Origin of the sequence: Peribacillus muralis, from assembly GCF_001439925.1 — a bacterium.
Taxonomy (GTDB): Bacteria; Bacillota; Bacilli; order Bacillales; family DSM-1321; genus Peribacillus; species Peribacillus muralis.
In genome coordinates this window covers 15,513-40,855 of the sequence record NZ_LMBV01000024.1, presented here as the reverse complement: position 1 = coordinate 40,855, position 25,343 = coordinate 15,513, and the positions used below count along the sequence as shown (strand labels likewise).

Below are 25,343 nucleotides of genomic sequence, written 5' to 3'. Positions count from 1 at the left end.
CTCCCTTTTATAAGATTGAGCATCAAGTGGGTTAAGCGCTTTCTCAAACATATTGATACCCCTTTTATTCTCAACCTTACGTGTATAATGATTTTTTATAGTCAATTAATAGTTAAGCGCTTAACCAAAACTTGTAATGGAAAGCTGCCGATTTCAGTTCGGTCAGCTTTAAGTTAAGGAGTTCTTTTTATTTAAATCTCTTACTGACTCGCGTTCAATAAGTGTTGGGGCAAGCATCATCCGATGCGCAGGCATATCCGGCTTTTCAATTGACTCCATCAGCTGATGAATTGCATAACGTGCCAAATCAGTTATAGGCTGTGCGATCGTCGTTAAGCCAGGCTCGACCATTTCTGCATGAATCGTGTTATCAAAGCCAATAACCGATAGATCATGCGGGACAGATACTTTCGCCTTACGAGCTTCATTAATAAAGACAGCAGCAATTAAATCGGTTGTAGCAAAAACAGCTGTTGGCAACTTTTCCATCTTCAATATTTGGTGTGCGGCTTCTTTCGCCTCTTCGATTTTAGATTTCGCCTGGATGACCAAGGTGTTACTAAAGTCCATTCCTTCATCAACGAACGACTGCTTAAATCCCTCTAAACGCAAATGACCACTTGCACGTTGTGTTTCTGTAATGACGGCTATATTCCGATGCCCTTTTTCCCACAAGTACCGGCCTGCAAGATATCCTCCTCTTATGTCATCGGTCGTAACGACGTTCGATTCTAATGCCAAATGGTCAAAAGAAAACATGACGAACGGTATTTTACGATTGTTAAGGTTTTTGAATTGTTTTAGGTCTTTAGGTTCTGTTGCGATGATCAAGCCGTCAACTTGTTTTTTTATAAGAAGCTCCAAATAATCATTCTCGCGCTCTAGCTGATAATCTGTGCTACATAAGATGAGTGCATAGCCAGACTTTCTAGCATTGTTTTCTAGCGCCCGGGCTACTTCAGCAAAGAAAGGATTAGCGATATCCGGAACGAGTACGCCAATGGTAAAAGTTTTCTTTCCAGTTAAAGCTACCGCTAAACTGCTCGGCTGATATTCTAGTTCTTTCATGATATCAAGGACCCTGTTTTTCGTCTTCTCACCTATTCGTCCCGTATTATTGATTACTTTTGAAACTGTAGCAATAGACACATTCGCTTCCTTTGCTACATCATAAATGGTTGGTTTCATGGCTACACCTCTTCCTGTTTTTCATTTACCATGAAGTAATTTTCTCATTTCACCGACAAATTTTCATGCTCGAGAACCTCTGACAGCAATACAATTGCCAATGCCTGACCATACGCAGTAGGAGCGATGATGATGCGCTTGTAATCCTCTTTTTCTTTACCGATTGCTGTACCCGCTGGAAATAGATTAAAATCCCTATGTATTGTTTGCTTGAGTTGAGATGCAGTCGTGTGCTATCGACAGCATTAAGAGTAAAAGTAGTGAACCCATCCTTTATACAAGCTTCTTGTTTTCCCCCTAACACTTCAGCTACTTCACATTGCAACTATTCCTTGCTTAAAAGAGAGATAAAAATACTATTCGAAAAACTAATTTAATATTCAGAAATATATGAATCCATTATAGTCATTGAACATTAGTAATTCAACCCCTTAAATGGAAAAACTTTACGGGACTTCAATAACTGTTGCCTTGTCTAATTATGCTTTATGGGAATTTAATAAAGATTTGTTGCACGGTATGATTTTATGGAGGTTGTAGAGGATTAGTCGGAAGTTTGGAGATTTTAAAGAACCAAAACGGTTTCCTTATAAATATTGATACAGCTTGTGTTCAGCACGAACAGTCTTATTATTATGTTGTGCAGCTATCATGATTCTTCAAGCTCACGATAAAACAAGTAAGTCTTTAAATCTTGGCTACTTAATAGCGTTAGGGACGCTTAAAATTATTTGTGTACGGCAGTTGTCCTCATTGTTTCAGGTACTCATAAATCGGAAAGGTGCTAGATTGCACTTAGGTAGAATCATTTTTTATGATAGGTTTTAATACAGGCTTTTCCCTTCCGACTTATGATAAAGCAGCTTAGTTCGCTATATGTGATACTTGATTGAATTGTTCCTTCGTACACTGAATGAGTGTTTTGTGCTCCTTGCCTTCTTCGTCAATTAAATAAATAAATGCTTTCCAAGTGTCTTTTTTCATTGCTCGGACAGCAACATCTGCGATTGTACCTACTGAACCGACAAGCGCTGTACTTAAAATCGAACTGTTTTTAGGTTTACTGCCATTTCGACTTTCGAACTGTTCCCATTCAATCCGTGAAAAAGTGAAGTGCTTCTGTCCAAACGCCGTTATGACCTTAACTCGGCCTGGCTCTATTTCTTTGATTATCGTCATTTTATTAATATGTTTTTTGCCTTCTACATGATCAGTTAATACGTGACCGCCTGCCAATACACCGACTGAAATCTGAGGTCTAAAAACCTGATTCCAAAATCCCATAAAAGCATCGCTCCTTTTCCTATTATGTTATTATACGCAACCGCCCACTATAGGTTCCCACTTGTTGTTAAGTGTCACGTTTAGCTCATCCTCTGTTTAGTCTAAAAAATATAATTGCGAAATTGACCAACAAATAACACAAATAAGGCCGCTGACAAAATGATCAGCAGTCCCCTGTTAGAGCCATTAAAGACCCAGGTTTGAACCTAGATCATTAATCGAACCCACTTAATCAGATTCCTCTTTTGTCCGGCCAAGAAAATCCTATTAAGCTCTAAAATAATATATTAAATAATATTTTTACCCATCCAAAAAAAGAGACCCATAACGGTATGCTTAAAGATGTACCAAACAAAAGACCTTTTAAGAAATTCCCTTCGTCTTTATTCACCATATTGCACACACCTCTCGGCTTCGCTTTTCTTAAAATCCATTTTAAATGAAAGCGCTTTCTTTGTATATAGTTCATTTGTTACAACTACTTTGTCAACGGTCGACCATCCATTCAACAATTAACATTTATTGGAATTATCGTTATACATTTGCAATCATTTTATTATCGTAAAGTAGCTCTATAGATATGTATTTTCCTTTTCGAGAAATATTTAAACTTCTCCATCTATTTTCCCAGCATTATACGTACCGTTTGTGTCGATTTTAGCTTGAGAAGTTTCGATTTCAACCTCATCCTTTTTTCTTTCATCATCGATTATCACTCAAAAAAAGTCCTCTTAAATCATGGACTTTTTTGATTTGCTATAAGGTTGTATGCATGATTGGTACCATTTTTAGCTCTTATCATCCAAATAGCTTAGAAAATGTATTTTCGCCAACGATGCCGTCTGCGGATATTCCTGCAGATCTTTGATATGCCTTCACCGCTAATTCCGTTCCGCTTCCAAAAATACCGTCGATGCCCCGTGGGTTAAACCCTTCCATATAAAGTGCTGCTTGTAGGATATAGGTGATATTACCTTCTGCCCCTTCCCTGACATTAGGTGATGCATCCCTTGTTCGTGGTCCCCATTCCCCATCTATATTAAGCTTTGCACCATATTGTTTATTCAATTCCGTTTGATACCCCTTGATCAGCGCCTTCTTCGTATTCGGTCCATAAAAACCATCCACATCAATTTTCGCTTGATACCGCCTATTCAAAGTGGACTGGATGGTCTTAATAGTCTGATTGCCACTGTCCTTAGGCGGCGTCTCTTCTTCAATGTCTGGCGATTCCACTTCTGTTTTAGGTGGAGGGGTTACGTTCACTTTTGATATCAAAATAGGCTTCATTCCTGATATTAACTGAGAATAAGATAATCCACCCGTCATTTCCAAATGTGGATAATCTTTAAAAATTGACCATTCCCCGCCCCAAGTAAAGCCCAAGGATTTACCTATAGCCGCTGCACGTCTCCATTTGGCTTCAACTGTCCATAAGGCATTCTTTCCATCATCACTGACTATGAAATAATCAATAGCTAGTCCATAGTTATGATAAGATTGACCTGGCATCGCAAATGTCACGATGGGTTTTGATAAATCACTATAATTCAATCCACCATAGCTATAACCTAAGCGACCTTGACCATATAACTTCGCTTGTTCTTCCATAGATCGATAACCGGCACTGATTTGCACAAAAATACCTTCTTTGTATGCCCGTTTAACGAGTTCCAATGCTGATTCCTTAACGATTGGATGGATTCCGCTGCCCATATTTTTTTCGGATCGATCCAATAATGTTTCTACTTTAACTGTCAATTTTATCACCTCCTAATATTTTATGGTGCTTATTAGGAAATGCTTGTACATTTATTGAAAGACCAGAATTTTTCAATCGTAATATTGTCCTTTAGCCCCAAATCAGACTTTAAAAAAACGATTTGTTAAACGCTAATGTTGATTTTTGAACAAATAAAAAAGACCACCTAATAAGTGATCTTCTTTAGTGCATCCTATAAAATTCAGGGGGATTATTCTTGTTTAGGTTGAATTATCTTCAGTTCGGACGAATTATTCCTTGTTTCGGTCGAATTATCTCCAGTTCGGACGAATTAATAAACAATTGCTAAAGCATAGTCCTAAGGAGAATATCAACAATAAGTTGGTTATCCCTAACCAATAAATGTAGCTGTCCCCACCAGAGAAAGTGTACACTTTGCTGTTTACCTTTTCTTCTATCAATAAAATGGTAAGTGAAAAGACGGTCGCTCTCATCCACTTTCCTCGTATAAATAAATAAACTTTGATTGATTTCTGCCTGCTTTACAAACATTCGAGAAGGTTTATCCTTACAGAAGTAAAATACGGAATGAAAGCAGCTATTACCAGTCCCATAAATATTTTTATAGCAATAGCTCTATTTTCTAATTTGTTTTATACATAATTCAGGACTACAATACTATTCGTAAGCAATATTACTACTAACACGCTAGGAGGAGAAAATAATGAAAAAACATATTTTAATGGTTGTAACTACGGCTGATAAAATGAACGAGGGGCATGAAACAGGTCTTTGGCTTTCTGAATTTGGTGAAGCATATGTTGAATTTGATAAGTTGGGATTCGAAATCACAGTCGCCAGCCCACTTGGTGGGCAAGCACCAATTGATGAGAGAAGTTTACAAGATGTACCACAAGAGGTTCTAGATACAGAAAAACATTTAGTAAATACTGTGAAGCTTGATGAGATAGACGCTTCACAATTTGATGCAATTTTCTTGGCAGGCGGACATGGAACAATGTTTGATTTACCAGACAATGAGAAGCTTCAAAATTTAATTCGTCAATTGTATGAAACAAATAAAGTTGTAGCAGCTGTGTGTCATGGTCCTGCAGGTTTAGTTGGTGTGACTTTATCCAATGGTACACCATTAGTAGCCGGTAAAATGGTAACCTCCTTTACTGATGAAGAAGAAAAAGAAACAACCTTAGATCGGTTCATGCCATTCTTATTAGAAACACGTTTACGTGAACTAGGTGCAAATTTCATCGCAGAAGTAAATTGGAGTAATCACCTTCAAGTAGATGGAAATTTAATTACTGGTCAAAATCCACAATCTACAATTAGCGTTGCACAAGAAGTAATTAAACAATTAAGCTAATATCGGTAGAAAGCATACTAGAAAACCTATAAACACGTCTGAAAAGTTACGGTTTATAGGTTTCCATAGGTGCTCCGACATCGCTCTCAGACGTTAACATAGATGATATGAAAATTGATTTGATGGCCAATTGGGAAATGGTTGCCTAAATAATCGGCAGCTACATCTCTTTACGAAAAGAAAATGCAAAAGAAATTTTAAGAAACGTACTATAAAAACGATCTTACATGTCTATATGAGATAGGAGGCATTGTAGTCTATGATCACAATCAATGCAATATTAAAAGCAAAGCCAGATAAGGAATCCCTCCTTCTAGAGGAATTAAAAAAGATGGTACACCCTTCCTGTAACGAAGAAGGATGTATAGAATATAGGTTGCATAAATCGTTACAGGACAGCGGTACATTTGTATTATATGAAACATGGGAAAATGAAGAAGCACTTCGCTTGCATGTGGAAACAGACCATTATAAATCGTACAGAAAAAACATAGCAAACCTTCTTGACGTTAGGGAAGTGTATCGTTTAGAAGAAGTTTTGCCCTAACAAGAAGAGAGCACTTCATCTTAAATGAGTAGTGCTCCTTTATAGTACAAAGAAGAATATCTGTTATTATAGAAAACGTTGGTTAAAATGATGGCAAAAAAAGACCATACTATAAGAGCAACAGAATAAAACCATTCCAAATACGTATTGGCACTCCCACTGAATCATATATATATCAAGGCCTTAGTATGCTTCGCGATCTGGAATGGCAATATAGAATTCAATTTGAATCCCGAACTATCAGTTAGTAACCAATTATATATCGTATATAAGACGCGGAAAAAAATAGAGATTCCATCCAGAAAATCGTTGGGAAGAAGTTTCTATGAATGAATACAAATAGGAAGGAATGAATAACAGCAAGTGATTGATTTTGAATGGTATCGCAGTTTCATTAGTATATATAAACATCGTTCCGTGTCTGCGGCTGCGAAAGCACGCATTTTAACACAACCCGCTATGAGTCAACATCTGGCCGCATTAGAAGCAAAAGTCGGGACTCCCTTATTTATACGTGCGCCCCGCAAAAATGATTCCAACGGATAAAGGTATTGAACTATACACAAAGGTTGTCCCGCTCATTGAAAATTTAGAGAGCATAACATTGGAAATGAGCCATTCATCTTCTTCAGAAACGCTGGCTCCTATTATTCGTTTGGCTTCCCCTGCTGAATTTTTCACAAAAGGTATTCTACATAAGATATCTCTATCAGATGTTCAACTCGTCGTTCACTTCGGTACCCCTGATGTTCTTGTGGACAAGCTCCAAAAAGATGAGGTAGATCTCGTTATCACAACCAATAAAATACCCATAACAGGTATTGAATATACAAAAATAGAAGATGAGGAATTTGTGTTAGTCGCTCCTTTTCATTCTTCTTTACATACAGAAGAACAAGTAGATATAGAAGCGTGGTTGAAGCTACAAAAGTGGTTGAGTTACGGACTGGAGCTCCCTATCATAAGAAGATTTTGGCGAGAGCATTTTGGAAAACGACCGGAAATCAAACTCAATCATATCATTCCTAATTTGTTGGCTATTTTAGAAGCCATTGAAAATGATATGGGTATCAGCATTTTACCCACCTATTTAATTGAAGAGTCATTGCAAGCCCAAAAAACAAAAGTGTTGTTTTCGCATCTATCTGTAAAAAATACTATATATATTGCACGCAAAGTTGATAATGTAGGCAATCCAATTTTTCAAAAGTTCATTAAAGAACTCAGGAACAGACGTGTTTAGTGTCTATAAGTAGCAAGAAACTGATATCTTACTCTACATCTAGCTCACCTTTGTCTCTCCAGTAATTCCAGTTTAAGGTGAGAAAAAAACAAATAAGAGCTGTTTCAACAGCTCTTCAGAGATTTCTAAAGCGTTTACTTACTTTTTCAAAACGGGAATCCATATTTCACTTCTAAATGTTGGTGAGGTTACATCTTTTTTTTCGTTCCAAAGGATTTCTGGCCCTTCTCTTTGTTCATAGTTTGAGGATGGAAACCATTCGGAATAAATACGTCCCCATACATTTTGCAGTGTTTCAGGAAAAGGTCCTACTGCTTCGAATACCGCCCATGTAGATGCAACAACTTCAAGCAGTGTAAAGGTATCAGGACACTTTCTCGTTGTTGCTACACCTATATAATGATCAAGTTCCCCTTTCTCCTCTAACCTGCCTTCGGAAAAGTTCGCGGATGCACTAAGCAGTCCTACTGGCTCGACATTCGATAGTTTTTTAAGTTCATTTATTGTTTTCTCGTCTAAACTTTCCCACATGGATGCAATCTCTGGATTAACACCGTTAAAAATGATCGGAACTCTTTTTTTGATTCCAATAATGTGGAATGCCTCTTTTTCTTCGATTCGATAGTTCATTTCACTGCCTCCTTTAATAGATAATTGGAAGGACATCGGTGGATAGGCCTTAAGTGAATGGCCATTACTTCTCGCTTCTGTTGGTGTGATACCATGCAACTGTTGAAACGCTCTTGCAAAAGAGTCTGGTGAGCTGTAGCCATACTTGATTGCTATATCAATGACCTTAATGCTGTTATCTTTAAGCTCAAAAGCTGCAAGCGTAAGTCGTCTTCGGCGGATATACTCGGATAGTGAAATGCCTGCCAGGAACGAAAACATCCTTTTAAAATGATATTCCGAGCAATAAGCAAACCTTGCAACTTCTTTAAAGTCAATTTCGTTCGTAAGATTTTCTTCAATAAATTTAATGGCACCATTCATATTTTTGAGTAAATCCATTCAATGACCTCCCTTATATCAATACAATAGCATGTGTTGAAAATAATCATCCGATATTCTGTGCACGATTATGTAGGGTATCTTCCTTCTTCTAATACCCTACCCGGTTAGTTAGTTAAGATTGTATTTAAATGTATGATAATATATAAAATTGCACATTAAGAAGGCCGCCAATGGGCGACCTTCTTAATAAATGTTTATGTATCGGCTATGATTAAGATCCCATGCTATGTTCTACTGCATTCTCCCAACTTGGAAAGTAATACAATGCATTTTTCATCAACTCTGGATCTGACTTCTTTACCTGTTTCTTCCTAAGTGGTTGCCCTTCCTTTTGTACTAATTCAGAAATTTGATTCACGACTTCTTCAACACTCATATTTACTTCCATCTCTGTTCCCTCCTTCTTGTTATATTTGTATTTTTTCCTAATTCATTATAAATAATACAATTAAAGGACGAAGATCGATTGAGTCCAATGCGTTCATCTGCTTTTATACTTACTAGATCGTTTCACAAAACCATCTTGTTTGGAGATTTATTGTAACGCTAATGGAAATAGAAAGCGTTATTATTCTTGTACGAAAAGTGTCAGTTCACTGGAGTAGAAAGGATTCACAAAAAACACCATCCTTCTCGTAAAGTTTCTTACAAAAAACATAGCGTTTTTTTGTTTTTGAGGGTATTATTTTAACTTAGCTTCAGGGGCATGTGACGCTACCCCAATGCTGACTCGACCTGAGAAGAAGGTGGCGCCGCCGCCCATGTCGGCTATTCGGTCGGGTGTTAGTGTGTTGACGAGTTGTTTTGTACCTTCTGTATCTGCCCATAGACCTTGGGTGACGACTACTCCTTGGAGGACGTTTTCACCCAAGGTCACTTTTAATACACATTCCCCACGATGGTTCCAAACACGGACCTGCTCCCCATCCTCAATTCCAGCATCTAAGGCATCCTTCCTGTTCATATGCAAACGAGGTTCTTTTTCAAGGCTGATGTGCTTTTGATTATTTGAAAAAGTAGAGTTTAAGAAATTATGATTTGGTGCTGCAATAAATTGGTAGGGATGGTCCCCATCATTCACAATAGGAATGTAGGTTGGAAGTGGAGGATATCCATCTTGTTCCATCCGCTCAGAATACAACTCAATTTTCCCACTAGGTGTTGGCAGTTTGCCAGGGAATAATGTTTTTACTTTTGCTTTTACATACTGTTTCTCTAGTAATGTTTCATATTCAATCCCTTCCAAATAGGGATTGCGAGGATGATTAAGTGCTTGAGCAATCATTTCCGCTTCTGTGTCCTCAAAGGAATCATCCTCAAATCCCATTCCTTTTGCCAACAGACGGAAGACGTCGACATTAGATTTTGACTCACCATATGGTTCAGCCACTGGCAGTTGAATTTGAAGGTAATGGTGCCAAGAGGATGAGTACATATCAGTATTTTCAAAGGACGATGTTGCAGGCAATACGAGATCAGCGTATTTAGCTGTTTCTGTTAAAAACAAATCGTGGACGACAATGAATAAATCCTGACGAACTAGCCCTTTCCTAACCTTATTTCCTTCGGGAGCCACAATGGCAGGGTTCGTTCCGTAAACATATAGGGATTTAACAGGGTGTTCTTCTTTCAGCAGAGCATCGCCTAGCTGGTTCATGTTAATGATCCGCGTCTGTTTGTTCTTCAAAAATTCCGGTCGCTGCAGATTTTCGGTGTTAATAGTAAGATATCCCGAGTTGCCTTTAATGGCACCGCCGCCTCTGATGAGCCATTGACCTGTCAAGGCAGGAAGACAGGAAACCGTACGGACGAACATGCCGCCATTGTCATGGTGCTGCGGTCCATTTCCGATTCGAATAAAGGCAGGCGAGGTTTTTCCATACATTCTAGCAAGCTTATAAATATCTTCAACGGGAACACCTGTTATGCCTGAAACGGTAAGGGGATCGTATTGATTAACATGACCTCGCAGCTCTTCATATCCAACTGTAAATTGGTGTAAGAAGGAGGAGTCAATCATGTTTTCAGCAAATAAAATATGCATGATTCCAAGAGCGAGTGCACTATCAGTCCCTGGTAGAATTGGAATAAACCAATCTGCTAATCTCCCAGTTTGATTTTTATGAACGTCAATGACGACAATTTTTGCACCGTTTTGTTTACGCGCCTGCTGGGCTAGTACCACTTGGTGCATGTTGGTGCTTGCCGCGTTAATGCCCCAAAAAATGATTAGCTTAGAATAAACCGTATCTTCTGGATTAATTCCGAAGCTGCCACCCATAGTATATTTATAGCCAGCAGAGCCAGCAGAGGAACAAATACTTCGTTCGAGTTGAGACGCTCCTAATCGGTGAAAGAATCGACGATCCATTCCCTCTGCATTCAGCAGTCCCATGTTTCCATAAAAACTATAAGGAAGAATGCTTTCCGGCCCCTCTGCTTGAATAAGTGCCTTCCACCGGGTAGTAATCGTTTCAATGGCGTCATCCCAACTGATTCGTTCGAATCTTCCTTCTCCCTTAGCTCCAGAACGCTTTAGTGGATATTCCAATCGCTTCACATCATATATCCGTTCTGTCATATTTCGAACCTTGTTACAGATATTCCCCTTTGTCACCGGATGCTCAGAATCACCCTCAACTTTTACAATCTTACCGTCTTTTTTATGCAGCAGCAATCCACACTGATCCGGACAATCAAGTGAGCAAACCGACTTAAAAACTCCATTTTGTTCCATTGAGGATAGATCTCCTTTCTGGGTGACATGCACCATTTATACATCAATGTATATTTTTATATCATTAACTCGAGAAGAGAGTTAAGCAAATTCAAGAAATATTAACAGTACTTTTATTGTTCTGTATGTGTTTAAATGTTTAATTAAATTTAGTGTGCCAATCTTTCCCTGGTTGGATAAATTAATTTCAGAATTAAATTGTGAGGCATTCACTGAAACCGTTGCCGGTCGGGCGTGGATTCCGGTTTGATCGAATACAGTAAACGATTTTTAATCCAATTTTTTACCTCTACTAGAAAAACCATCAGACTGGAAGCGCCAACAATGTAAGAGTATGCCACTCCCTCGTAATAGTTTAAATTAAGACAATATTTTCCGGAAGTTTAACAGTTGTCAATATTTCTGTTTCTTTTAATCGGTCTGTGTTATAAGAAGAACCGTCTAGAATTGAGTTATCTAAATATCCCGGGTGGGTCATTACTTCAACAACAGAATCATCGGGAAAACGGTTTTGCAATTTTTCAAAGTAATCAAACGTTGCTGTTTCGCCGTAAAAATCATTTAAAAAGACATCAGAAAATGCTGGAACACCTTCAACAGCTTGTTCTTTTTCACGTCTGACAGGTAGGTTGTATTTTTTTGATAATTGCTGGACAACCGGAAGGAGTTCAGGGAGCGTATGCACATGGTGGTGGCTGTCAAAATGGGTAGGTGTAATACCGCTCACTAAAAATTTTTCGATTTGCGCTGTCCATTCTCTTTCGACATCCTCTAAAAAAAAGCCTTTATGTTTATAAACATCATTTAACTTTCTAAAGTAACCATTATTATCCACGAGGCTTGAAACATTATCCAAAAGCGGGTGACCGCAAGTCAGTACAAGGTGAATCCCGACTTGGAGCTTTGGGTTTTCTTTTGCAAGTTCAAATGCATGTTCAGCTCCTGGCATATTGGTCATAAGGGTTGCCGAATTTAAAATACCGTACTTATGTGAATCGATAATACCGAAGTTAATACCTCTTGAATATCCAAAGTCATCAGAATTAATAATTAATTTAATCATAAATATCCCCCTTCTTCTTTAAAAGTTTCCCTTACATTTTTATTAATTCGTTATTGAAAAATTGAGGTAAATATTCTTTATGAGCTTCTAACATTTCATCAACAATCTTTTTCGCAAGTGAATCGGATGCAACAAGTGGGTTAATTGTGAGAGCAAGTACCGCTTTATCATAATTCCCTTCAACTGCAGCTTCGGCAGCAATGCGTTCAAATGATTTAATTTGTTGAACAAGTCCTCGGGCTGCAACAGGAATATCGCCCATAGCAATCGGCTTAGGACCATCTTTAGTAATGATACAGCTAACTTCAACGGCTGAATCATTTGGGATGCTTGCAATTGCTCCATTGTTCATCGTGTTAACTGGCTGAATGTCACGTTTGTCGTTATACATCGAAGAGATTAAACGAACAGCGGCATCAGAGTAATAAGCACCACCGCGTTTCTCCAATTGAGGAGGCTTAATTTTTAGATTTGGATCTTTGTATAATTCAAACAAATCACCTTCTAAACGTTTTACAACCTCAGCACGAGTTCCTTCCTTTTCAGCCGCTTCCATTGTTTTCTTTAACATTTCAGGCATTTTGTAATAATAGTTGTGATAAGGGCAAGTTAAAGCATTTAATGATTTAATAAATTCAGGCTCCCAGCCTTGACCCTGTACATTTTTAACGAAGCTAGTGTTTTCAGGGTCAGTTAATTTCTCAATCACTTGATCCTTCACACTGACACCGTCAACAAACACATCAAGACCGTAAACCATATGGTTAAGACCACAAAAATCAATACGGACTCTAGAATGTTCAACACATAAAAGCTTGGCAATACCCATCTCCATGCCAATTGGAACATTACAAAGACCTACAACTTTACGGAAGTTACTGTGACGAAGGACTGCTTCTGTAACCATTCCAGCTGGATTTGTAAAGTTAATAAGCCAAGCATTTGGACATAGTTCTTCCATGTCTTTTACAATGTCAAGGATAACAGGAATGGTACGAAGACCCTTAAATAATCCACCTGGACCGTTTGTTTCCTGACCTAATACACCATACTTAAGTGGAATTCGCTCATCTTTTGCTCGAGCGTCTAAAAGTCCGACGCGGAATTGAGTAGTTACAAAATCTGCGTCTTTTAAGGCTGTGCTGCGATCTATTGATAAATGCACTTCTACTGGAAGACCAGCTTTTTCAAACATACGCTTAGCAAGATTTCCAACGATTTCAAGCTTTTCACGACCTTCTTCGACATCAACAAGCCATAACTCACGTAATGGAAGTTCATCGTAACGTTTAATAAACCCTTCAACTAGTTCTGGAGTATAGCTGGAACCTCCACCGATTGTTGCAATTTTAATTGTTTTATTAGTCATTTATACTACCTCCAAGTTTTTAGTTAATCATTTCTTGACGAATTTCAACCAATTCCCTTGCTAAATCTTTTATAGTCATCGCATTCATTAAATGATCTTGGGCATGAACCAGAATGATGGGAATGTCGAAGCTTTCCCCGCCGGCTTCTGCATGAATTAACTGTGTTTGAAAATGATGAGCTTCGTTCAATTCCTTTTCAGACTCGTTTAGTTTTTCATTTGCCTTGTCAAATTTTTTTTCCTTTGCCGCATATAAGGCTTCCATCGCAAAACTTCTTGCGTTACCGCCATGCAAAATTAATTGGAAACTAAGATTATACAGTTCTTTTTTTACCATATTTTAACACCTCTAACTATAATCCAAGCAATATGAGTCTGATATTTTAGCAAACTCATATTGCTTTGGTTACATTTATATTTTCAGTACCTTTTTCCATTGCAGTATTTTGCTTATCCCACATCTTGAAGAACGGTAAGTAGATAGCAAATGCAATTACTAGGTTAATGATTTGCATTAACGAACCTTTCCAACTACCAGTAGCTAAAAAACCACTAATAATTGGAGGGGTTGTCCAAGGTGGGAGTGTACCATTTGTCAATGGAATAAATCCTGATTTCATCATTATATAAGTTGTAACAGTCAACACTACTGGAGTTAGAATGAACGGAATCATTAGCAATGGGTTCATTACAACTGGAGCACCAAAAACAACTGGTTCGTTAATGTTAAAAATTGAAGGTGCTATTGCAATTTTTCCTAACTGCTTTGATTGTTCAGATTTTGCAAATAAAACCATCATAACAACAAAAACTATTGACACACCTGAACCACCCATGAAAACCAATTCAAAGAATGGAGAAGTGACAATATTCGGCAATTCTTCTCCAGCTTGAAGTGCCAAACGGTTTTGGTCAGTAGCTGTTAAGAGAATGGGGGTCATGACACCTCCAAGGATACTTGACCCATGAAGACCGCAAACCCATAATAAGTGAACGAGTAATGTGTAAATAATTGCTCCGATTAAACTTCCGCTTAATATTCCAAGTGGCTCTGATAATAACAATGTGATAATATCGTGTAAACTTGTTGTGTTTGTGAAACCTAATTTCCCTAAGAAATTTAAGTGATATAAATTTTCAATTCCGATACGAATTAACCAAACACTACTAATAACAATAACCGCAGGAATCAATGCAACGAAAGATTTACTTACACTCGGCGGTACTCCCTCAGGCATTTTAATAACGATATTTTTTTGAATAATCTTTCGATAGATTTCAGTTGAGAATAAAGCGATTAAAATACCAACGAATAAACCTTTACTTCCCATTAAGGTAACTGGTATTACGCCACCAACTTGAACAGCAATTTCAGTACCTTCTGGTGTAAACATTGTGAAATAAGGTGTTGCAATCAGAAACGCAGATACAGCCACCGCACCAGCACTTAGCGGGTCAACTTTATATTGTTCAGCGAGTCGATAGGCAATGCCGAATGTCGCAATGAGCGCCATGATATCGTAAGTAGCTCCAACTGGATACAATAATTTTGTCATCCATGCATCGCCAAAGATGCTTGCCATGAATTCGTTGTAACCAGGAATCGGAATAAAGCCTAAAATCAAGAAAAGAGAACCGATAATAATCAACGGCATTGTGAGAATGATACCGTCTCGAAGAGCTAATAAGTGCCTCTGTCCTGCCATTTTACTTGCTATTGGCATAACCTTGTTTTCTAAGAAACTATTATATTTACTCATATATATTCCTCCATGTTAAAAAACTAGATTATGAGCCTATTAAATTTTGGGCAAATTTCACAACTTCCTGGCCGTTACACATTCCATAATGAACTGGATTAATTGAATCCACTGGAATCCCTTTTTCCGCTCCGACTTTTTTCATATTAGGCAGCATGTAGCGGACTTGTGGACCTAATAAAAGAACATCAGCGTTATCGATATGATTATTCACATCACTAGCTCCAACCGCCCAAATTTTCGCTTTCATACCTGTTGCTTTTGCATACGCTTCCATTTTCGTCACTAAAAGGCTTGTACTCATCCCAGCTGCACAACATAATAAGATATTCATTTTGTAATTCCCCCTATTTGTGTTTTGAAATACTTTCAAGAGTGAGATTCAGTGTTATACATAATTACTGGCTCTCTTACTCTCAAAACTCAATTGTTATTTCCTTTTTACTAGCTTTAATATATTATAAAAGCGCTTTCATTTACACACACCCTTTTTCCGTTACTCAACGGAAATGATTAGTCTGAATTTTTAAATAATACAAAATGGTAGTATACTACAAAAAAAAGGAGGAGCTAACAGCTCATCCTTCCTCTTTAGAACTATATAATTGTTTTGCGAAACTCAGTACAGCATTGCCGTTAACTGTCCCGTAATGAAGCATATTAATTACCTCAACAGGAATTCCCCTTTCCTTTCCAGCCTGTTTAAATTGTGGCAGCATATATCGCACCTGAGGACCTAATAAAAGGATATCCGCTTTATCCATTTGTTTTAATGCTATGTCAACCGAGACCGCCCAAATTTTGCACTCAATCCCCTGATTAAACGCACTTTTTTTCATTTTAGATACTAATAAACTTGATGACATTCCAACAGAACAACACAATAAGATATTCATTTTTTACTCCATTCAATTTATCCTTTTAGAAATACAGTTGCAAATTCTTTGTAGGTTTTACATTTGATTAACTGTTGGACAATTTGGCTATTATCAATCAGGTCCACTAAATGATCATACATGTGCTGAAGTTCATCTGTACTATTTTTTTCAACATTCAGCAGACAAACGAATTGTACTCTTTTATCGCCCCATTTAATCGGCTTTTGCAAAGTACATATCGCCCAAAATGTGGAATCTGTTATTGGTGTAATCGGGTGAGGAATCGCAACAAATTTGCCATAGCTGGTTGGTGAAATAGCCTCTCTTGCAAAAACACTTTCTAAAAATTGTTCATCCACGAGTCCCCTATCCGCCAATTCCCCTCCTAAAAAGTGAAGTACCCCTTCTCTTGATACCAAATTTTTTTGCAAAAAAACTAATTCTTCCCTGATATACTTTAGTTTTTGATTTACCTCTTTCGAAAATAACTTTTCGATTTTACCCAAATCATTTCCGCCTAGGATGGAGTTCACTTGAATAACAGGTAGCGGAAACTCCTTAGAAATTGGAATCGTGCTAATAATAAAATCTAAAGAATGCATTGAAATTTGATTTAATTTATAATATTCAGTTGTTCCAACAATATCAACCGACGCTCCGAACCTTGCCTTAATTTTGTTTGCCAAGAGCCGGGCACTACCTACTCCAGATGCACATACAATTATGCATTTTTTTGATTGATGCCCAATTTTATTATTCTCCATAGCAGCACCTAAATGAAGCGCTAAATAGCCAATTTCATTTTCATTAATTTCCATTTCTAGTTCCTGCTTTAGAACTATTCCTGCAATAACCGCTGCCTGGAAGGCATGCGGATATTTGGATTTTATATCTTGCAGTAATGGATTAGTCAAATTAATCCCATACTGCAAGCGGTGCAGGGCTGGTTTTAAATGAAGGCAAAGCGCCCTAAATAGTTCTTGATCATTTTCTATCTTTAAATGGAGTTCATTATCAATGGTTTCTAACATTTTTTTTACAGTCTGATAAATTTGATGATCAATACCATGAATATTATTATCATTCATATGAAATTCGGTAAGCATCTTGGTACCCAATAAATGAATGGTGATATAGGCAACTTCCGTTTCCGGAAAGCTTATCACTAGTTCTGTTTCAAGAGCCTTTACAATCTCATCGGCAACCTTGTACTTTTTTTGTTTTTTCAAATCGGCTAATTCCATTGGATAAAAAGTAATATATTTTTTTTCCTTTATTCGATTATAGGCAATCGCAAGATGGATAATTAAATTGTTTAAACCAATATCAGAAAGAGCCATTTGGTGTTTATTAATTTCATTTAAGATAATTCTGCTGATCTTATTTAAGTCTTTCTCCATGAATATTGGGATATTTGAGGGGTCAAAATCACCTTTCGGTTCTAGAGAATTAAATAGGTGATCAGCCATACACATCCGCAGTTTGAATTCATCACCCACTAACTTAAAGCCAAAATTTGGCCGCTTATTAAACGTAATTCCATATTGATGAAAGATTTCTTTTATTTCCTTTAAGTCATTTTGTAAGGTTGATTTACTGATATATAATTCATCAGCAATGTCATCCAATTTTAAATATTCACCTGCAAGCAGAAGGCGTTTTAAAATATATTGGACACGATCTTCCGGTAATGTTGGAATTACCCCTTCATTCTCATTACCTTTTTCAGTAATATTTTGAAGCAGCTGACGAAATAATTGGTCATCATCGATTATAAGCTCGTAGCCTATCCCTCTAGTTGATTTAATGGAACCACCAAAGTCTAAAACAATCGTTTCTAGCTCCTTAATATCATTTCGGATCGTTCGCGAAGTTACATCGAGAAATTTAGCCAAATACTCACTTGTTACGGATGTTTCCGCTTTCATTAATTCTTGGATAATTACAATCATTCGAGCATTTAACATCCCAATCCCTGCTTCCTGACAAACTATGGATATATATATATATATATATTATTAAACAACTTTCGTAAAGTGAATTCAGCCGGAAATCCACTGTTGGAGTTTATTCACCAGCTTCAATGAAGAAGCCAGACCAAATAAAAAAGCAGCCCGATTTATTATAAATTGACTGCCTTTTTTGATATACGTAATAACTTGAAAATCCTCTTTCTCCATAGTGCCAATAGGTTCCAAAAAACAGAAATTAATGCATATACCAGTATATAATTCAAGTGGATGAATCTTTATCAGCATTAGGTAAGGTATCATTCATACCAAAGAAACTAAATACAGGTGTTGGTAGATTTTATAAACTGTAAATAACGTAAGAGTTTAATTGGATTATTCGATTCATTAGCTATTAGTGAGGAAGACGAACCCGTTATATACGCTTCCTTTGTCTTAGTAGCATTGTGGCCGATAACATATCAGTATTTTCTTTACTATTGATGATATACAAGTATTCCGTCTTTCTTAAGTCCTCCCTTTCATGCTCTCTCGCATAAGAGTCACCCGGGTGAACCTGAACAGATAAACCATATTCAAATCTAAAAATTCTTGTTAATATTGGAAATACTTCTTCCTTCGGGTCCCGAAAAACTATAGAATGCTTCGGTCACAGTTCGACCAAAGACACCCCTACATAGACCATCTAATTTATATAAGGCCCATTATTAAGGGCAGAATAGCCATCTTTAAGGAAGCTGTTACCAATTCCTTCGTCATGGTCTTATCCATGGCCCATCCTAAGATTTTTCGTGAACTAATATCCATGACAGTCGCCAAATACAACCAGCCCTCAGTGTGGTTGATTAATCTTTTTTTGGTCGTCGAGCTAGCATCTACTTAATTTGCAATGATTGAAGGTTTTTAAAAGATTGTATCAAACACATTCACATCACTTATAAGGCTCAGTTTAAAAAAAGAGCTTCTACTGGGTCTATTTTATTGTGGTTTTTTCTGGATTTTGAGCATTTTTATTTTTCAATGGAGTTGAACAAGTAAAAATCCACCCTAGAGTCATTTAATGATTGCATAACACAATTACACAAGTTTAAAATTTAAATTTTGAGTACCCTCATAGTAGACAATTAAAAATATACGTAGATTAAAAGACAGAGATAATTATGGGAAAAGGTAAAAAATAGGTGTCTTATATATATAATGAATTAATCCGTTTACTCTGTGATAATATAAGTAAAAAAAAGATGTAACTAGAATGACTACCTATAATAGGGGCCCTGCCGCATACAAAACATTACCCCTAAAACGAAAAAAACGCTATTATTTTTGTAATATCATAATAATGCTGGTGTTTTTTATGTGTCGATACTGCCTAAATAGATAAAAGTCCATTATTGAATTTTATTGCCAAAATGGCATATACTACGATTAATATAAATCTAGCAATCGCAGCAACAAAGTAATTGCCGGATTCTATACGAAGATATGGCCGACAGATTAAGTTTCCAGCACCAAAAAATAGAGAAAAATCATAAACCTCGAAATAAACATTTTTACAATATTAAATTCTCCTAATTTTTAGCGAATTCACCATCGACTTCAACAGTTTCAAATATATTAATAAATGCTTTTTCATCATGGTTACGTACAATTTTTTTAATTTGCATCGTTTCGTAGCGTGTAACGACCATCATTAAAATTTGTTTCTTCTCTTGTGTGTAGCCCCCATACCCTTCTGAGATTGTAATTCCACGATAAATTGAATTCAGTAAATCCTCTCGTATTAAATCTCCCTTTGAAGTGACAATCTGCATCGTCAATTTGACGTGATTAGTAAAGATGGTATCAATCATTTTACCAGTCAAATAGATTGATAATAGGGTGTATAATGCGATATCCCAGTTGAAGACAGCTCCTGAAACAAAAACAATTATACCATTCATACAAGTGAGAAGAAGGCCAATACTGACATTACTGGTTTTGGAAATCATAATAGCAATAATATCCAATCCGCCAGATGTTCCAGAATACTTTAAGATAAGACCTGCTCCGATACCGGCAATGACCCCACCAAAAACTGTCGATAGCAATATATTTTCGGTCACTTCAACAACTGGCAACAAGTATAAGAATACCGAAAGTGAAACGACGCAAATCAGAGTGCTGATTGTAATGGTTTTTCCAAGTTTATAGTAGCCTAAAATGACTAACGGTAAGTTAAGCACTAGATTCAATAAGCCAGTATTAAGTGGGGTGATTAATCCAAGCAAAATAGCAATACCACTAATTCCACTACTTAAAATTGCATAGGGTACCAGAAAGAAATTAAAAGCAAATGCAACGATCAGCGAACCAGCGATGACAATTAATTTTTCCATAAATATGTAACTCCTTAAAAAATCTATAAAAATCAACAAAAAAAGGGACAAACTAATATCGGGGTACCAAGATAATTTACGATATGATAATAGGCGGTTAGAGATATGTCCTAAAATGGTCTTACCCTTTTCAAACACATTCCTTTGGATACGGAAGAATGATTCATTTAACAGCGATTTCAGAATAAGCAGTTTTGGAGTACGATACCGGGCTGTACACATATCATCAACTCCATACCGGGTTGTAAAAGGTGACGGTCGATAATCCACTTTGTTTACGGTTATGTCTGATAATCCTGCTGTTTGAGCAACTTATTGCGTCTATACTAGTATTGTCTTTTTATCTAAGTTATAGAATTTTTCATAATAGTTTTTTAGTTCTTTAGTTTTGCGATAAAAAAGAATTTCGTTATTCAACAAAGCGCCCAATAGTTTAACAAACACTTATTAAATAATCTTAGAAATACTGTAGAACTAATAAACCCCATATCAGGGAAGGTTGGACCAGTCGCAGCATTAAATCCCGCTAGAAGAGCTAATGCTATAGGAGAAAATCTAACCATCAGTCGAATGAAAAGCGTAATATGCTTCACATAAGAACATAAGAAAACTAAGGTGGAAAAGTCTCGATAGTTAATATAGGACCAAACACTTCCGACCACCTTCGGAAGTGTTTGGGTCGTATTTAAACTTCAGAAGATACCCATTCTAGTTCAGGCCTTACAGTTACACAGTCTATATGTACGTTTGATTTGATCGTGCCTCCAAACGTATGGTTTGAACCGAAGGCCACATGAATCGTATTGTAGGCTTTTTCATCTTCTAAAATATTACCGGTTACTCTTGCAGCATGGTTTGTTCCAATCCCTAGCTCACATAGCAACCTTCCATCTCCATCGCCAAGCAAGGTAAGTAATTCCCTACCTACTTCACCTGTTGCCTCGACTAATCTACCTTCTTGAATCGTTAAAACGATTGGCTTTTCCAGAAGCCCAATGCCTGCAATTGAACCATTAATTTCAATTTTCCCTTCTGCTTCACCTTCAACAGGGGCAATATAAGCTTCACCTGAGGGTAAGTTACCCGAAGCAGCTTTTTCTTTGAAAACGCCAGTACTTGGAACACCCTTTCTACCAAGGAGGGGTATTTCTAACAGGTTTTTTCCAGTTTTAATCATTAGTTTTTCAGCTTGGGATAACTTTTCAGTCATTTCCAATGTTTCTTTTTCTACTCGTTGATAATCTGCATTTATTGCACCATGTAAAAACATATCTTCCGTAATTCCCGGCATTGTTATCACACTTATTCCGTGAAGGTTTGCATTTTTTCGTGCTACTGTATGTGTTAATGAATGCTTTGTTAAACAAAATACAATATCATGTTTTAACATCTCATCAGAAGCTTCCTTCGGTGGCTCTTCGCCCGATTTCATACGATCCTCCATTTCATAAAAAGAAACACTCCACTCGTTTGTTATTAATGCATCTCTAAATTTATTTGCTAATAAAGAGGTACTATGATCTGTTAATACTAAAATGGTATTGGATTTAGAAACATTTACATTATTAGACATGATATTTGCAACAATCTTATGTAACTCGCGCATGCTTTTTCGCTCCTTCTTTTTTTGGGCATTTTTTTATTCATTATATAAACTCTTGTAAACACAAATAACAATCCAAAGAGCATACACCTTTTTTTCAAGAAACAGAACCCATAATAGATAGGCATTTGTTCTTCTTCTCCTTACACTTAAGAAAAAGAGATCCGGAAAACCGGATCACTTCTACTATACATATTCTGCAACAATACGAGCAGATAAGGTCAGAGGAAGCAGAACAGGTAAGCCGCTTCCATCCATGGCATCTCTTTTATGTGTTTCGTTATATCCCATACAATCAAGGACAATGAGTTCCACTCCTTGATTTTTTAACTTTTGAGCAGCCCCTTTTATATCACTGTCTTCATAAGGTGATGCAACTTCTACGCAAAACTCTACTCCCATGCTTTTCCACTTTTGAGTTAACGTATTTCTTTGTTCTTCTAAAGGAACTACTAATCCAAGCTTCCCTTTCGGTAAAATAGCTTGTACGGTATGGCTTAGTATTTTATCAGGATAAATTAATGGTTTCTTACTTATAATTGATGGGAAATCTCCTGTACAGAGCATAATAACGGCAGAAACTTGTTCTTCCAATTTGTTTAATTCCTCTTGCAATAACGGTAATAATTTTGATTTTCCTATTTTAATTGATTGCCCGTTTATTAACTTCGAAATATACGTAATTTCGTCTTTATCAGGTGTAATGGAATGAAGATCATCATTTCCGATTCGGTCGAGTCCTCCAGCTTCTACAATATCAACCGTATCCCCTAAAATATGTTGAATAGAAGGTGTAAAATCCACCCTTGGTGATTGGCCAATTGTCAATAAACCAATAGATTTTTTTTTCATTTTGTCGCACTTCCCAATGTTTGTAGCTTCTTCATTGAGCCGTATAAATTCACAAGGTGATGAAATTCTGCTTGATCATAAAATTGAATTTCTCCCTTTGTAAATTCTTTAGCAACCTCAATACTAAAACGAACGGCTTGCGCCACATCTACCTCATGACTTGCACCTGTTCCGCACCCAGGGACCGCCGTTTTTGCTGTTATCGCAAGTCCTACAACTGGAGCATCCGTTGTGACTGCTGGCTGTAAAATGCTATTGATATGATAGACATCGTTTCCATAGGGAGTAATATCTTGAGTTGTTACGGCAAATGTAACCGGTAAATCGCCTGTTGTCATTTCCATAATCCGGATTAGATCATCACTGAACTTCAATATATATCCTTCTTTTACTGTTGGTGAAAGGGCAATGCCCCGATGATTGAATACTTTGTTTCCTTTTGTTGTATCAATTGATAACAAAGCTTCCATCTCCGGCAGAACTTCATACTGGTTCATCGTGAATATATCAACAGGCGAGCCCATGAAAACCACTGGTTCGTGCGGTATGGTTGGAGCATCAGGACAAATATGGGTCGTGATATAGACATCCCCAGGCAGTCGATCCCCTTTCTCAGCCATTAAGCTAAGCTTTAAAGCAGCTGTAATGGCTGCGGCTGCTCCGTCCCCATCGGATACGAATCCGATACGAGAAGGCCTGGCCCCCAGTCCTCCTAATCTTCCAACAATCCCCAGAGAAGGGGAACTTCCTCCAGCTGATTTTCCATCAGCACCTTTAACCAGGATTTTAATGAAATCCGTTGATCCACTATCACCTACTACTGTTTGATAAGATGCTTCAACATGTGAAAACTCCGTAAAAAGTTCAGTTACCATCTTACCGCTTGCATTAGGATCATCCAACAGTTCCATGACTTCCATCGTATATTTCAAAGACATTAGTAATCTCTCCTTTACATGATATTTTTTTGAATAATAGGTTCGACCGTTTTTAATAGCTTTTCATTGAACATCGTCGAACTTAATTTCAAGTTTTCTTTCGGTACGGAAAGAACGGTAATGCTCTGCCCCTCTTGAATTTCGGCGCTTACTAGAGGAAGTCCGGTTTCTGCATCAAATGTCATGATCAAATCAGGGAAGGTTCCTTTACGTACCCCATTCATTTCAGCTGTCATATATTCATTCCAAAAAGTCAGCTCCAGTTCATCAATCCTCACGACCCCTACATCAAATCCTCCTGTTTGATTCATGTTAAATGTACTAACTTTCCCAGAATGGATGACGCGGCCTTTTAAAAACGATGCAACTGCTTCAATTCTCCCTGGCCCTTCAGGTACTGAGAGAAATGCTTCACCAAGTTCTATCGCTTGTGTAATACCACCGACCGCAGCATGTTTTTTTACATAACCCACTGTTACTGGATTTCTACAAACTGCAACCATTCCCCCAGCCTCAACAGACATAAAACGAACGGCATTGGACGATTTGTCTAGGGTCGCCGAAACAAATCCCTCCACTTTCTTAACTGCTTTTCCTCCTGAATAGGACTGCAGTGATTGATATCCATCCACTTCTGATAAATTTAATGAACCCATTGAACCCGTCGGATGTGCTCTTCCATTACAAGGAGCATCAAGAACCGGTAAATCTGCACCAGCAGCTTGTAACCAACCATTTATTGTCGTAGATGCTCCATTTTCATTCGTCATAATTGCTTTAATCGGATGTGGAAATTCTTTTTGCATTCGTAGGACTGTCTCCACAAGTTGTTGTGAATCAACAAATTGTTCTTTCGCTGAAGGTGCACCTACTAAAGCTACGCACACAACATAATCATCATCTTGCAATTCTTCAATCGTTATAAGTGAAGGAGAACCAACTTCAAAAGCAGATTCTGTTTTTTGAAGTCCGTCTTGAATCCAGCCTCCACCTCCGCCTCCTAAAATACAACCACCATAAACTGCTTTAATTGCATCATCTTTTGTTAATAATCTTCTTGTCATTACTTTCACCTCATCATCGAATTTTCCAAATAGATGTAAATAAACTATACAAAGCATCTCCCGCAATAAACCCTGCCGCTGTGGTAAACATCGCACTTGCAGCTTCTGGACCACGAACTTTTAAGATAATAACCCGAATCAAAATCCCAATTATAACTGCCCAACCAGCAATCGGATTGGTAATTTCCCTTTTTGTCCACCTTCATCACCAGCTTTAAGAGCTTCAGCTGTAGCAATACCTTGAGGCCAAGCCTTATTCGAACCAAAGAAATTCGAGTCAAATACTTTATAAAGAATGAAACCATCAATAAATAATGCAACCCCTACACCAATTCCCACCGCCGCCACCTAGTA

The 25,343-nt window shown here is 37.4% G+C and carries 24 protein-coding genes and 3 pseudogenes; 4 read left to right on the top strand and 23 right to left on the bottom strand.

Going from position 1 to position 25,343, the window contains the following annotated elements:
* Window positions 1-168: 168 nt before the first annotated feature.
* The 3 genes from ASU00_RS20260 to ASU00_RS20250 form a co-directional block, all read right to left on the bottom strand.
* Window positions 169-1,188, bottom strand: a complete 1,020-nt coding sequence (locus ASU00_RS20260; protein WP_057915273.1) for a LacI family DNA-binding transcriptional regulator — start codon at window positions 1,186-1,188, stop codon at window positions 169-171.
* 864 nt (window positions 1,189-2,052) lie between these two features.
* Complete coding sequence (locus ASU00_RS20255; RefSeq protein WP_057915272.1) at window positions 2,053-2,472, bottom strand: hypothetical protein; 420 nt, start codon at window positions 2,470-2,472, stop codon at window positions 2,053-2,055.
* Window positions 2,473-3,270: 798 nt separating this feature from the next.
* On the bottom strand, window positions 3,271-4,233 hold the full coding sequence (locus ASU00_RS20250) for a peptidoglycan-binding protein (RefSeq protein ID WP_057915271.1): 963 nt from the start codon (window positions 4,231-4,233) through the stop codon (window positions 3,271-3,273).
* Window positions 4,234-4,919: 686 nt separating this feature from the next.
* Between ASU00_RS20250 and ASU00_RS20240 the strand changes: the two genes are divergently transcribed.
* The 4 genes from ASU00_RS20240 (at window position 4,920) to ASU00_RS20230 (ending at window position 7,366) form a co-directional block, all read left to right on the top strand.
* Window positions 4,920-5,576 (top strand): type 1 glutamine amidotransferase domain-containing protein, encoded by a 657-nt coding sequence (locus ASU00_RS20240; RefSeq protein WP_057915269.1) that lies wholly within the window; start codon window positions 4,920-4,922, stop codon window positions 5,574-5,576.
* Window positions 5,577-5,835: 259 nt separating this feature from the next.
* Window positions 5,836-6,123, top strand: coding sequence for a putative quinol monooxygenase (locus tag ASU00_RS20235; protein ID WP_057915268.1), 288 nt, complete (start codon window positions 5,836-5,838; stop codon window positions 6,121-6,123).
* A 363-nt stretch (window positions 6,124-6,486) separates the two neighbouring features.
* Window positions 6,487-6,669 (top strand): helix-turn-helix domain-containing protein, encoded by a 183-nt coding sequence (locus ASU00_RS26410; RefSeq protein ID WP_330219556.1) that lies wholly within the window; start codon window positions 6,487-6,489, stop codon window positions 6,667-6,669.
* Window positions 6,653-7,366 (top strand): substrate-binding domain-containing protein, encoded by a 714-nt coding sequence (locus ASU00_RS20230; protein WP_236712787.1) that lies wholly within the window; start codon window positions 6,653-6,655, stop codon window positions 7,364-7,366. Before ASU00_RS26410 ends, ASU00_RS20230 begins: the two co-directional genes overlap by 17 nt.
* Window positions 7,367-7,504: 138 nt before the next feature.
* Here the strand turns inward: ASU00_RS20230 and ASU00_RS20225 are convergent, their stop codons facing one another.
* The 20 genes and pseudogenes from ASU00_RS20225 to ASU00_RS20150 form a co-directional block, all read right to left on the bottom strand.
* The gene (locus ASU00_RS20225; protein WP_057915267.1) at window positions 7,505-8,377 is read right to left on the bottom strand and encodes an AraC family transcriptional regulator; all 873 of its coding nucleotides are present in this window, start codon (window positions 8,375-8,377) and stop codon (window positions 7,505-7,507) included.
* Window positions 8,378-8,591: 214 nt separating this feature from the next.
* On the bottom strand, window positions 8,592-8,768 hold the full coding sequence (locus ASU00_RS25825; protein WP_169792921.1) for a hypothetical protein: 177 nt from the start codon (window positions 8,766-8,768) through the stop codon (window positions 8,592-8,594).
* 294 nt (window positions 8,769-9,062) lie between these two features.
* Entirely contained in the window at window positions 9,063-11,117 is a 2,055-nt protein-coding gene (locus tag ASU00_RS20220; protein ID WP_057915266.1) for a molybdopterin oxidoreductase family protein, read from the bottom strand.
* A gap of 81 nt (window positions 11,118-11,198) precedes the next feature.
* A pseudogene (locus tag ASU00_RS26985) lies at window positions 11,199-11,375 on the bottom strand (HPr family phosphocarrier protein); the annotation flags it as partial.
* Window positions 11,376-11,472: 97 nt separating this feature from the next.
* The gene (chbG, locus tag ASU00_RS20215) at window positions 11,473-12,180 is read right to left on the bottom strand and encodes a chitin disaccharide deacetylase (RefSeq protein ID WP_057915265.1); all 708 of its coding nucleotides are present in this window, start codon (window positions 12,178-12,180) and stop codon (window positions 11,473-11,475) included.
* Window positions 12,181-12,211: 31 nt separating this feature from the next.
* Window positions 12,212-13,549, bottom strand: a complete 1,338-nt coding sequence (locus ASU00_RS20210) for a 6-phospho-beta-glucosidase (RefSeq protein ID WP_057915264.1) — start codon at window positions 13,547-13,549, stop codon at window positions 12,212-12,214.
* A 19-nt stretch (window positions 13,550-13,568) separates the two neighbouring features.
* Window positions 13,569-13,886: a PTS lactose/cellobiose transporter subunit IIA gene (locus tag ASU00_RS20205; RefSeq protein ID WP_057915263.1), complete on the bottom strand. Its 318-nt coding sequence runs from the start codon at window positions 13,884-13,886 to the stop codon at window positions 13,569-13,571.
* Window positions 13,887-13,941: 55 nt separating this feature from the next.
* On the bottom strand, window positions 13,942-15,309 hold the full coding sequence (celB, locus tag ASU00_RS20200) for a PTS cellobiose transporter subunit IIC (protein ID WP_057915262.1): 1,368 nt from the start codon (window positions 15,307-15,309) through the stop codon (window positions 13,942-13,944).
* Between the two features lie 28 nt (window positions 15,310-15,337).
* Window positions 15,338-15,643 (bottom strand): PTS sugar transporter subunit IIB, encoded by a 306-nt coding sequence (locus tag ASU00_RS20195; protein ID WP_057915261.1) that lies wholly within the window; start codon window positions 15,641-15,643, stop codon window positions 15,338-15,340.
* A gap of 244 nt (window positions 15,644-15,887) precedes the next feature.
* Window positions 15,888-16,205, bottom strand: coding sequence for a PTS sugar transporter subunit IIB (locus ASU00_RS20190; RefSeq protein WP_057915260.1), 318 nt, complete (start codon window positions 16,203-16,205; stop codon window positions 15,888-15,890).
* A gap of 17 nt (window positions 16,206-16,222) precedes the next feature.
* Window positions 16,223-18,154 carry a BglG family transcription antiterminator gene (locus ASU00_RS20185; RefSeq protein ID WP_057915259.1) on the bottom strand — a complete coding sequence of 644 codons (1,932 nt, stop codon included), beginning with the start codon at window positions 18,152-18,154 and terminating at the stop codon, window positions 16,223-16,225.
* Between the two features lie 720 nt (window positions 18,155-18,874).
* Window positions 18,875-18,991: pseudogene (locus tag ASU00_RS26405) on the bottom strand (DDE-type integrase/transposase/recombinase); the annotation flags it as partial.
* Between the two features lie 535 nt (window positions 18,992-19,526).
* Window positions 19,527-19,673: pseudogene (locus tag ASU00_RS25120) on the bottom strand (hypothetical protein); the annotation flags it as partial.
* 52 nt (window positions 19,674-19,725) lie between these two features.
* Complete coding sequence (locus ASU00_RS20175) at window positions 19,726-20,532, bottom strand: YitT family protein (protein ID WP_057915257.1); 807 nt, start codon at window positions 20,530-20,532, stop codon at window positions 19,726-19,728.
* Window positions 20,533-21,217: 685 nt separating this feature from the next.
* A complete protein-coding gene (locus tag ASU00_RS20170) occupies window positions 21,218-22,138 on the bottom strand; it encodes an aminopeptidase (protein ID WP_057915256.1) in 921 nt (306 codons plus the stop codon).
* Between the two features lie 183 nt (window positions 22,139-22,321).
* On the bottom strand, window positions 22,322-22,987 hold the full coding sequence (locus ASU00_RS20165; protein WP_057915255.1) for an AroM family protein: 666 nt from the start codon (window positions 22,985-22,987) through the stop codon (window positions 22,322-22,324).
* Window positions 22,984-23,925: a DUF1177 domain-containing protein gene (locus ASU00_RS20160; RefSeq protein ID WP_057915254.1), complete on the bottom strand. Its 942-nt coding sequence runs from the start codon at window positions 23,923-23,925 to the stop codon at window positions 22,984-22,986. The genes ASU00_RS20165 and ASU00_RS20160 overlap by 4 nt, the downstream gene beginning before the upstream one ends.
* Window positions 23,926-23,939: 14 nt before the next feature.
* Window positions 23,940-24,989, bottom strand: coding sequence for a DUF917 domain-containing protein (locus ASU00_RS20155; protein WP_057915253.1), 1,050 nt, complete (start codon window positions 24,987-24,989; stop codon window positions 23,940-23,942).
* Window positions 24,990-25,002: 13 nt separating this feature from the next.
* Window positions 25,003-25,131 carry a hypothetical protein gene (locus ASU00_RS25115; RefSeq protein ID WP_236712786.1) on the bottom strand — a complete coding sequence of 43 codons (129 nt, stop codon included), beginning with the start codon at window positions 25,129-25,131 and terminating at the stop codon, window positions 25,003-25,005.
* Between the two features lie 8 nt (window positions 25,132-25,139).
* On the bottom strand, window positions 25,140-25,328 hold the full coding sequence (locus ASU00_RS20150; protein ID WP_057915252.1) for a hypothetical protein: 189 nt from the start codon (window positions 25,326-25,328) through the stop codon (window positions 25,140-25,142).
* Between the last annotated feature and the right edge of the window lie 15 nt (window positions 25,329-25,343).

What these genes read in the sequence shown, in the direction of transcription:
- ASU00_RS20160 (WP_057915254.1), bottom strand. Translation starts at nt 23,925, where the DNA reads ATGTCTTTGAAATATACGATGGAAGTCATGGAACTGTTGGATGATCCT.
- ASU00_RS20205 (WP_057915263.1), bottom strand. Translation starts at nt 13,886, where the DNA reads ATGGTAAAAAAAGAACTGTATAATCTTAGTTTCCAATTAATTTTGCAT.
- ASU00_RS20185 (WP_057915259.1), bottom strand. Translation starts at nt 18,154, where the DNA reads ATGTTAAATGCTCGAATGATTGTAATTATCCAAGAATTAATGAAAGCG.
- ASU00_RS20240 (WP_057915269.1), top strand. Translation starts at nt 4,920, where the DNA reads ATGAAAAAACATATTTTAATGGTTGTAACTACGGCTGATAAAATGAAC.
- ASU00_RS20210 (WP_057915264.1), bottom strand. Translation starts at nt 13,549, where the DNA reads ATGACTAATAAAACAATTAAAATTGCAACAATCGGTGGAGGTTCCAGC.
- ASU00_RS20230 (WP_236712787.1), top strand. Translation starts at nt 6,653, where the DNA reads ATGATTCCAACGGATAAAGGTATTGAACTATACACAAAGGTTGTCCCG.
- ASU00_RS20255 (WP_057915272.1), bottom strand. Translation starts at nt 2,472, where the DNA reads ATGGGATTTTGGAATCAGGTTTTTAGACCTCAGATTTCAGTCGGTGTA.
- chbG (WP_057915265.1), bottom strand. Translation starts at nt 12,180, where the DNA reads ATGATTAAATTAATTATTAATTCTGATGACTTTGGATATTCAAGAGGT.
- ASU00_RS20260 (WP_057915273.1), bottom strand. Translation starts at nt 1,188, where the DNA reads ATGAAACCAACCATTTATGATGTAGCAAAGGAAGCGAATGTGTCTATT.
- ASU00_RS25825 (WP_169792921.1), bottom strand. Translation starts at nt 8,768, where the DNA reads ATGGAAGTAAATATGAGTGTTGAAGAAGTCGTGAATCAAATTTCTGAA.
- celB (WP_057915262.1), bottom strand. Translation starts at nt 15,309, where the DNA reads ATGAGTAAATATAATAGTTTCTTAGAAAACAAGGTTATGCCAATAGCA.
- ASU00_RS20190 (WP_057915260.1), bottom strand. Translation starts at nt 16,205, where the DNA reads ATGAATATCTTATTGTGTTGTTCTGTTGGAATGTCATCAAGTTTATTA.
- ASU00_RS20225 (WP_057915267.1), bottom strand. Translation starts at nt 8,377, where the DNA reads ATGGATTTACTCAAAAATATGAATGGTGCCATTAAATTTATTGAAGAA.
- ASU00_RS20235 (WP_057915268.1), top strand. Translation starts at nt 5,836, where the DNA reads ATGATCACAATCAATGCAATATTAAAAGCAAAGCCAGATAAGGAATCC.
- ASU00_RS20170 (WP_057915256.1), bottom strand. Translation starts at nt 22,138, where the DNA reads ATGCGCGAGTTACATAAGATTGTTGCAAATATCATGTCTAATAATGTA.
- ASU00_RS20165 (WP_057915255.1), bottom strand. Translation starts at nt 22,987, where the DNA reads ATGAAAAAAAAATCTATTGGTTTATTGACAATTGGCCAATCACCAAGG.
- ASU00_RS20155 (WP_057915253.1), bottom strand. Translation starts at nt 24,989, where the DNA reads ATGACAAGAAGATTATTAACAAAAGATGATGCAATTAAAGCAGTTTAT.
- ASU00_RS20195 (WP_057915261.1), bottom strand. Translation starts at nt 15,643, where the DNA reads ATGAATATCTTATTATGTTGTGCAGCTGGGATGAGTACAAGCCTTTTA.
- ASU00_RS20175 (WP_057915257.1), bottom strand. Translation starts at nt 20,532, where the DNA reads ATGGAAAAATTAATTGTCATCGCTGGTTCGCTGATCGTTGCATTTGCT.
- ASU00_RS20220 (WP_057915266.1), bottom strand. Translation starts at nt 11,117, where the DNA reads ATGGAACAAAATGGAGTTTTTAAGTCGGTTTGCTCACTTGATTGTCCG.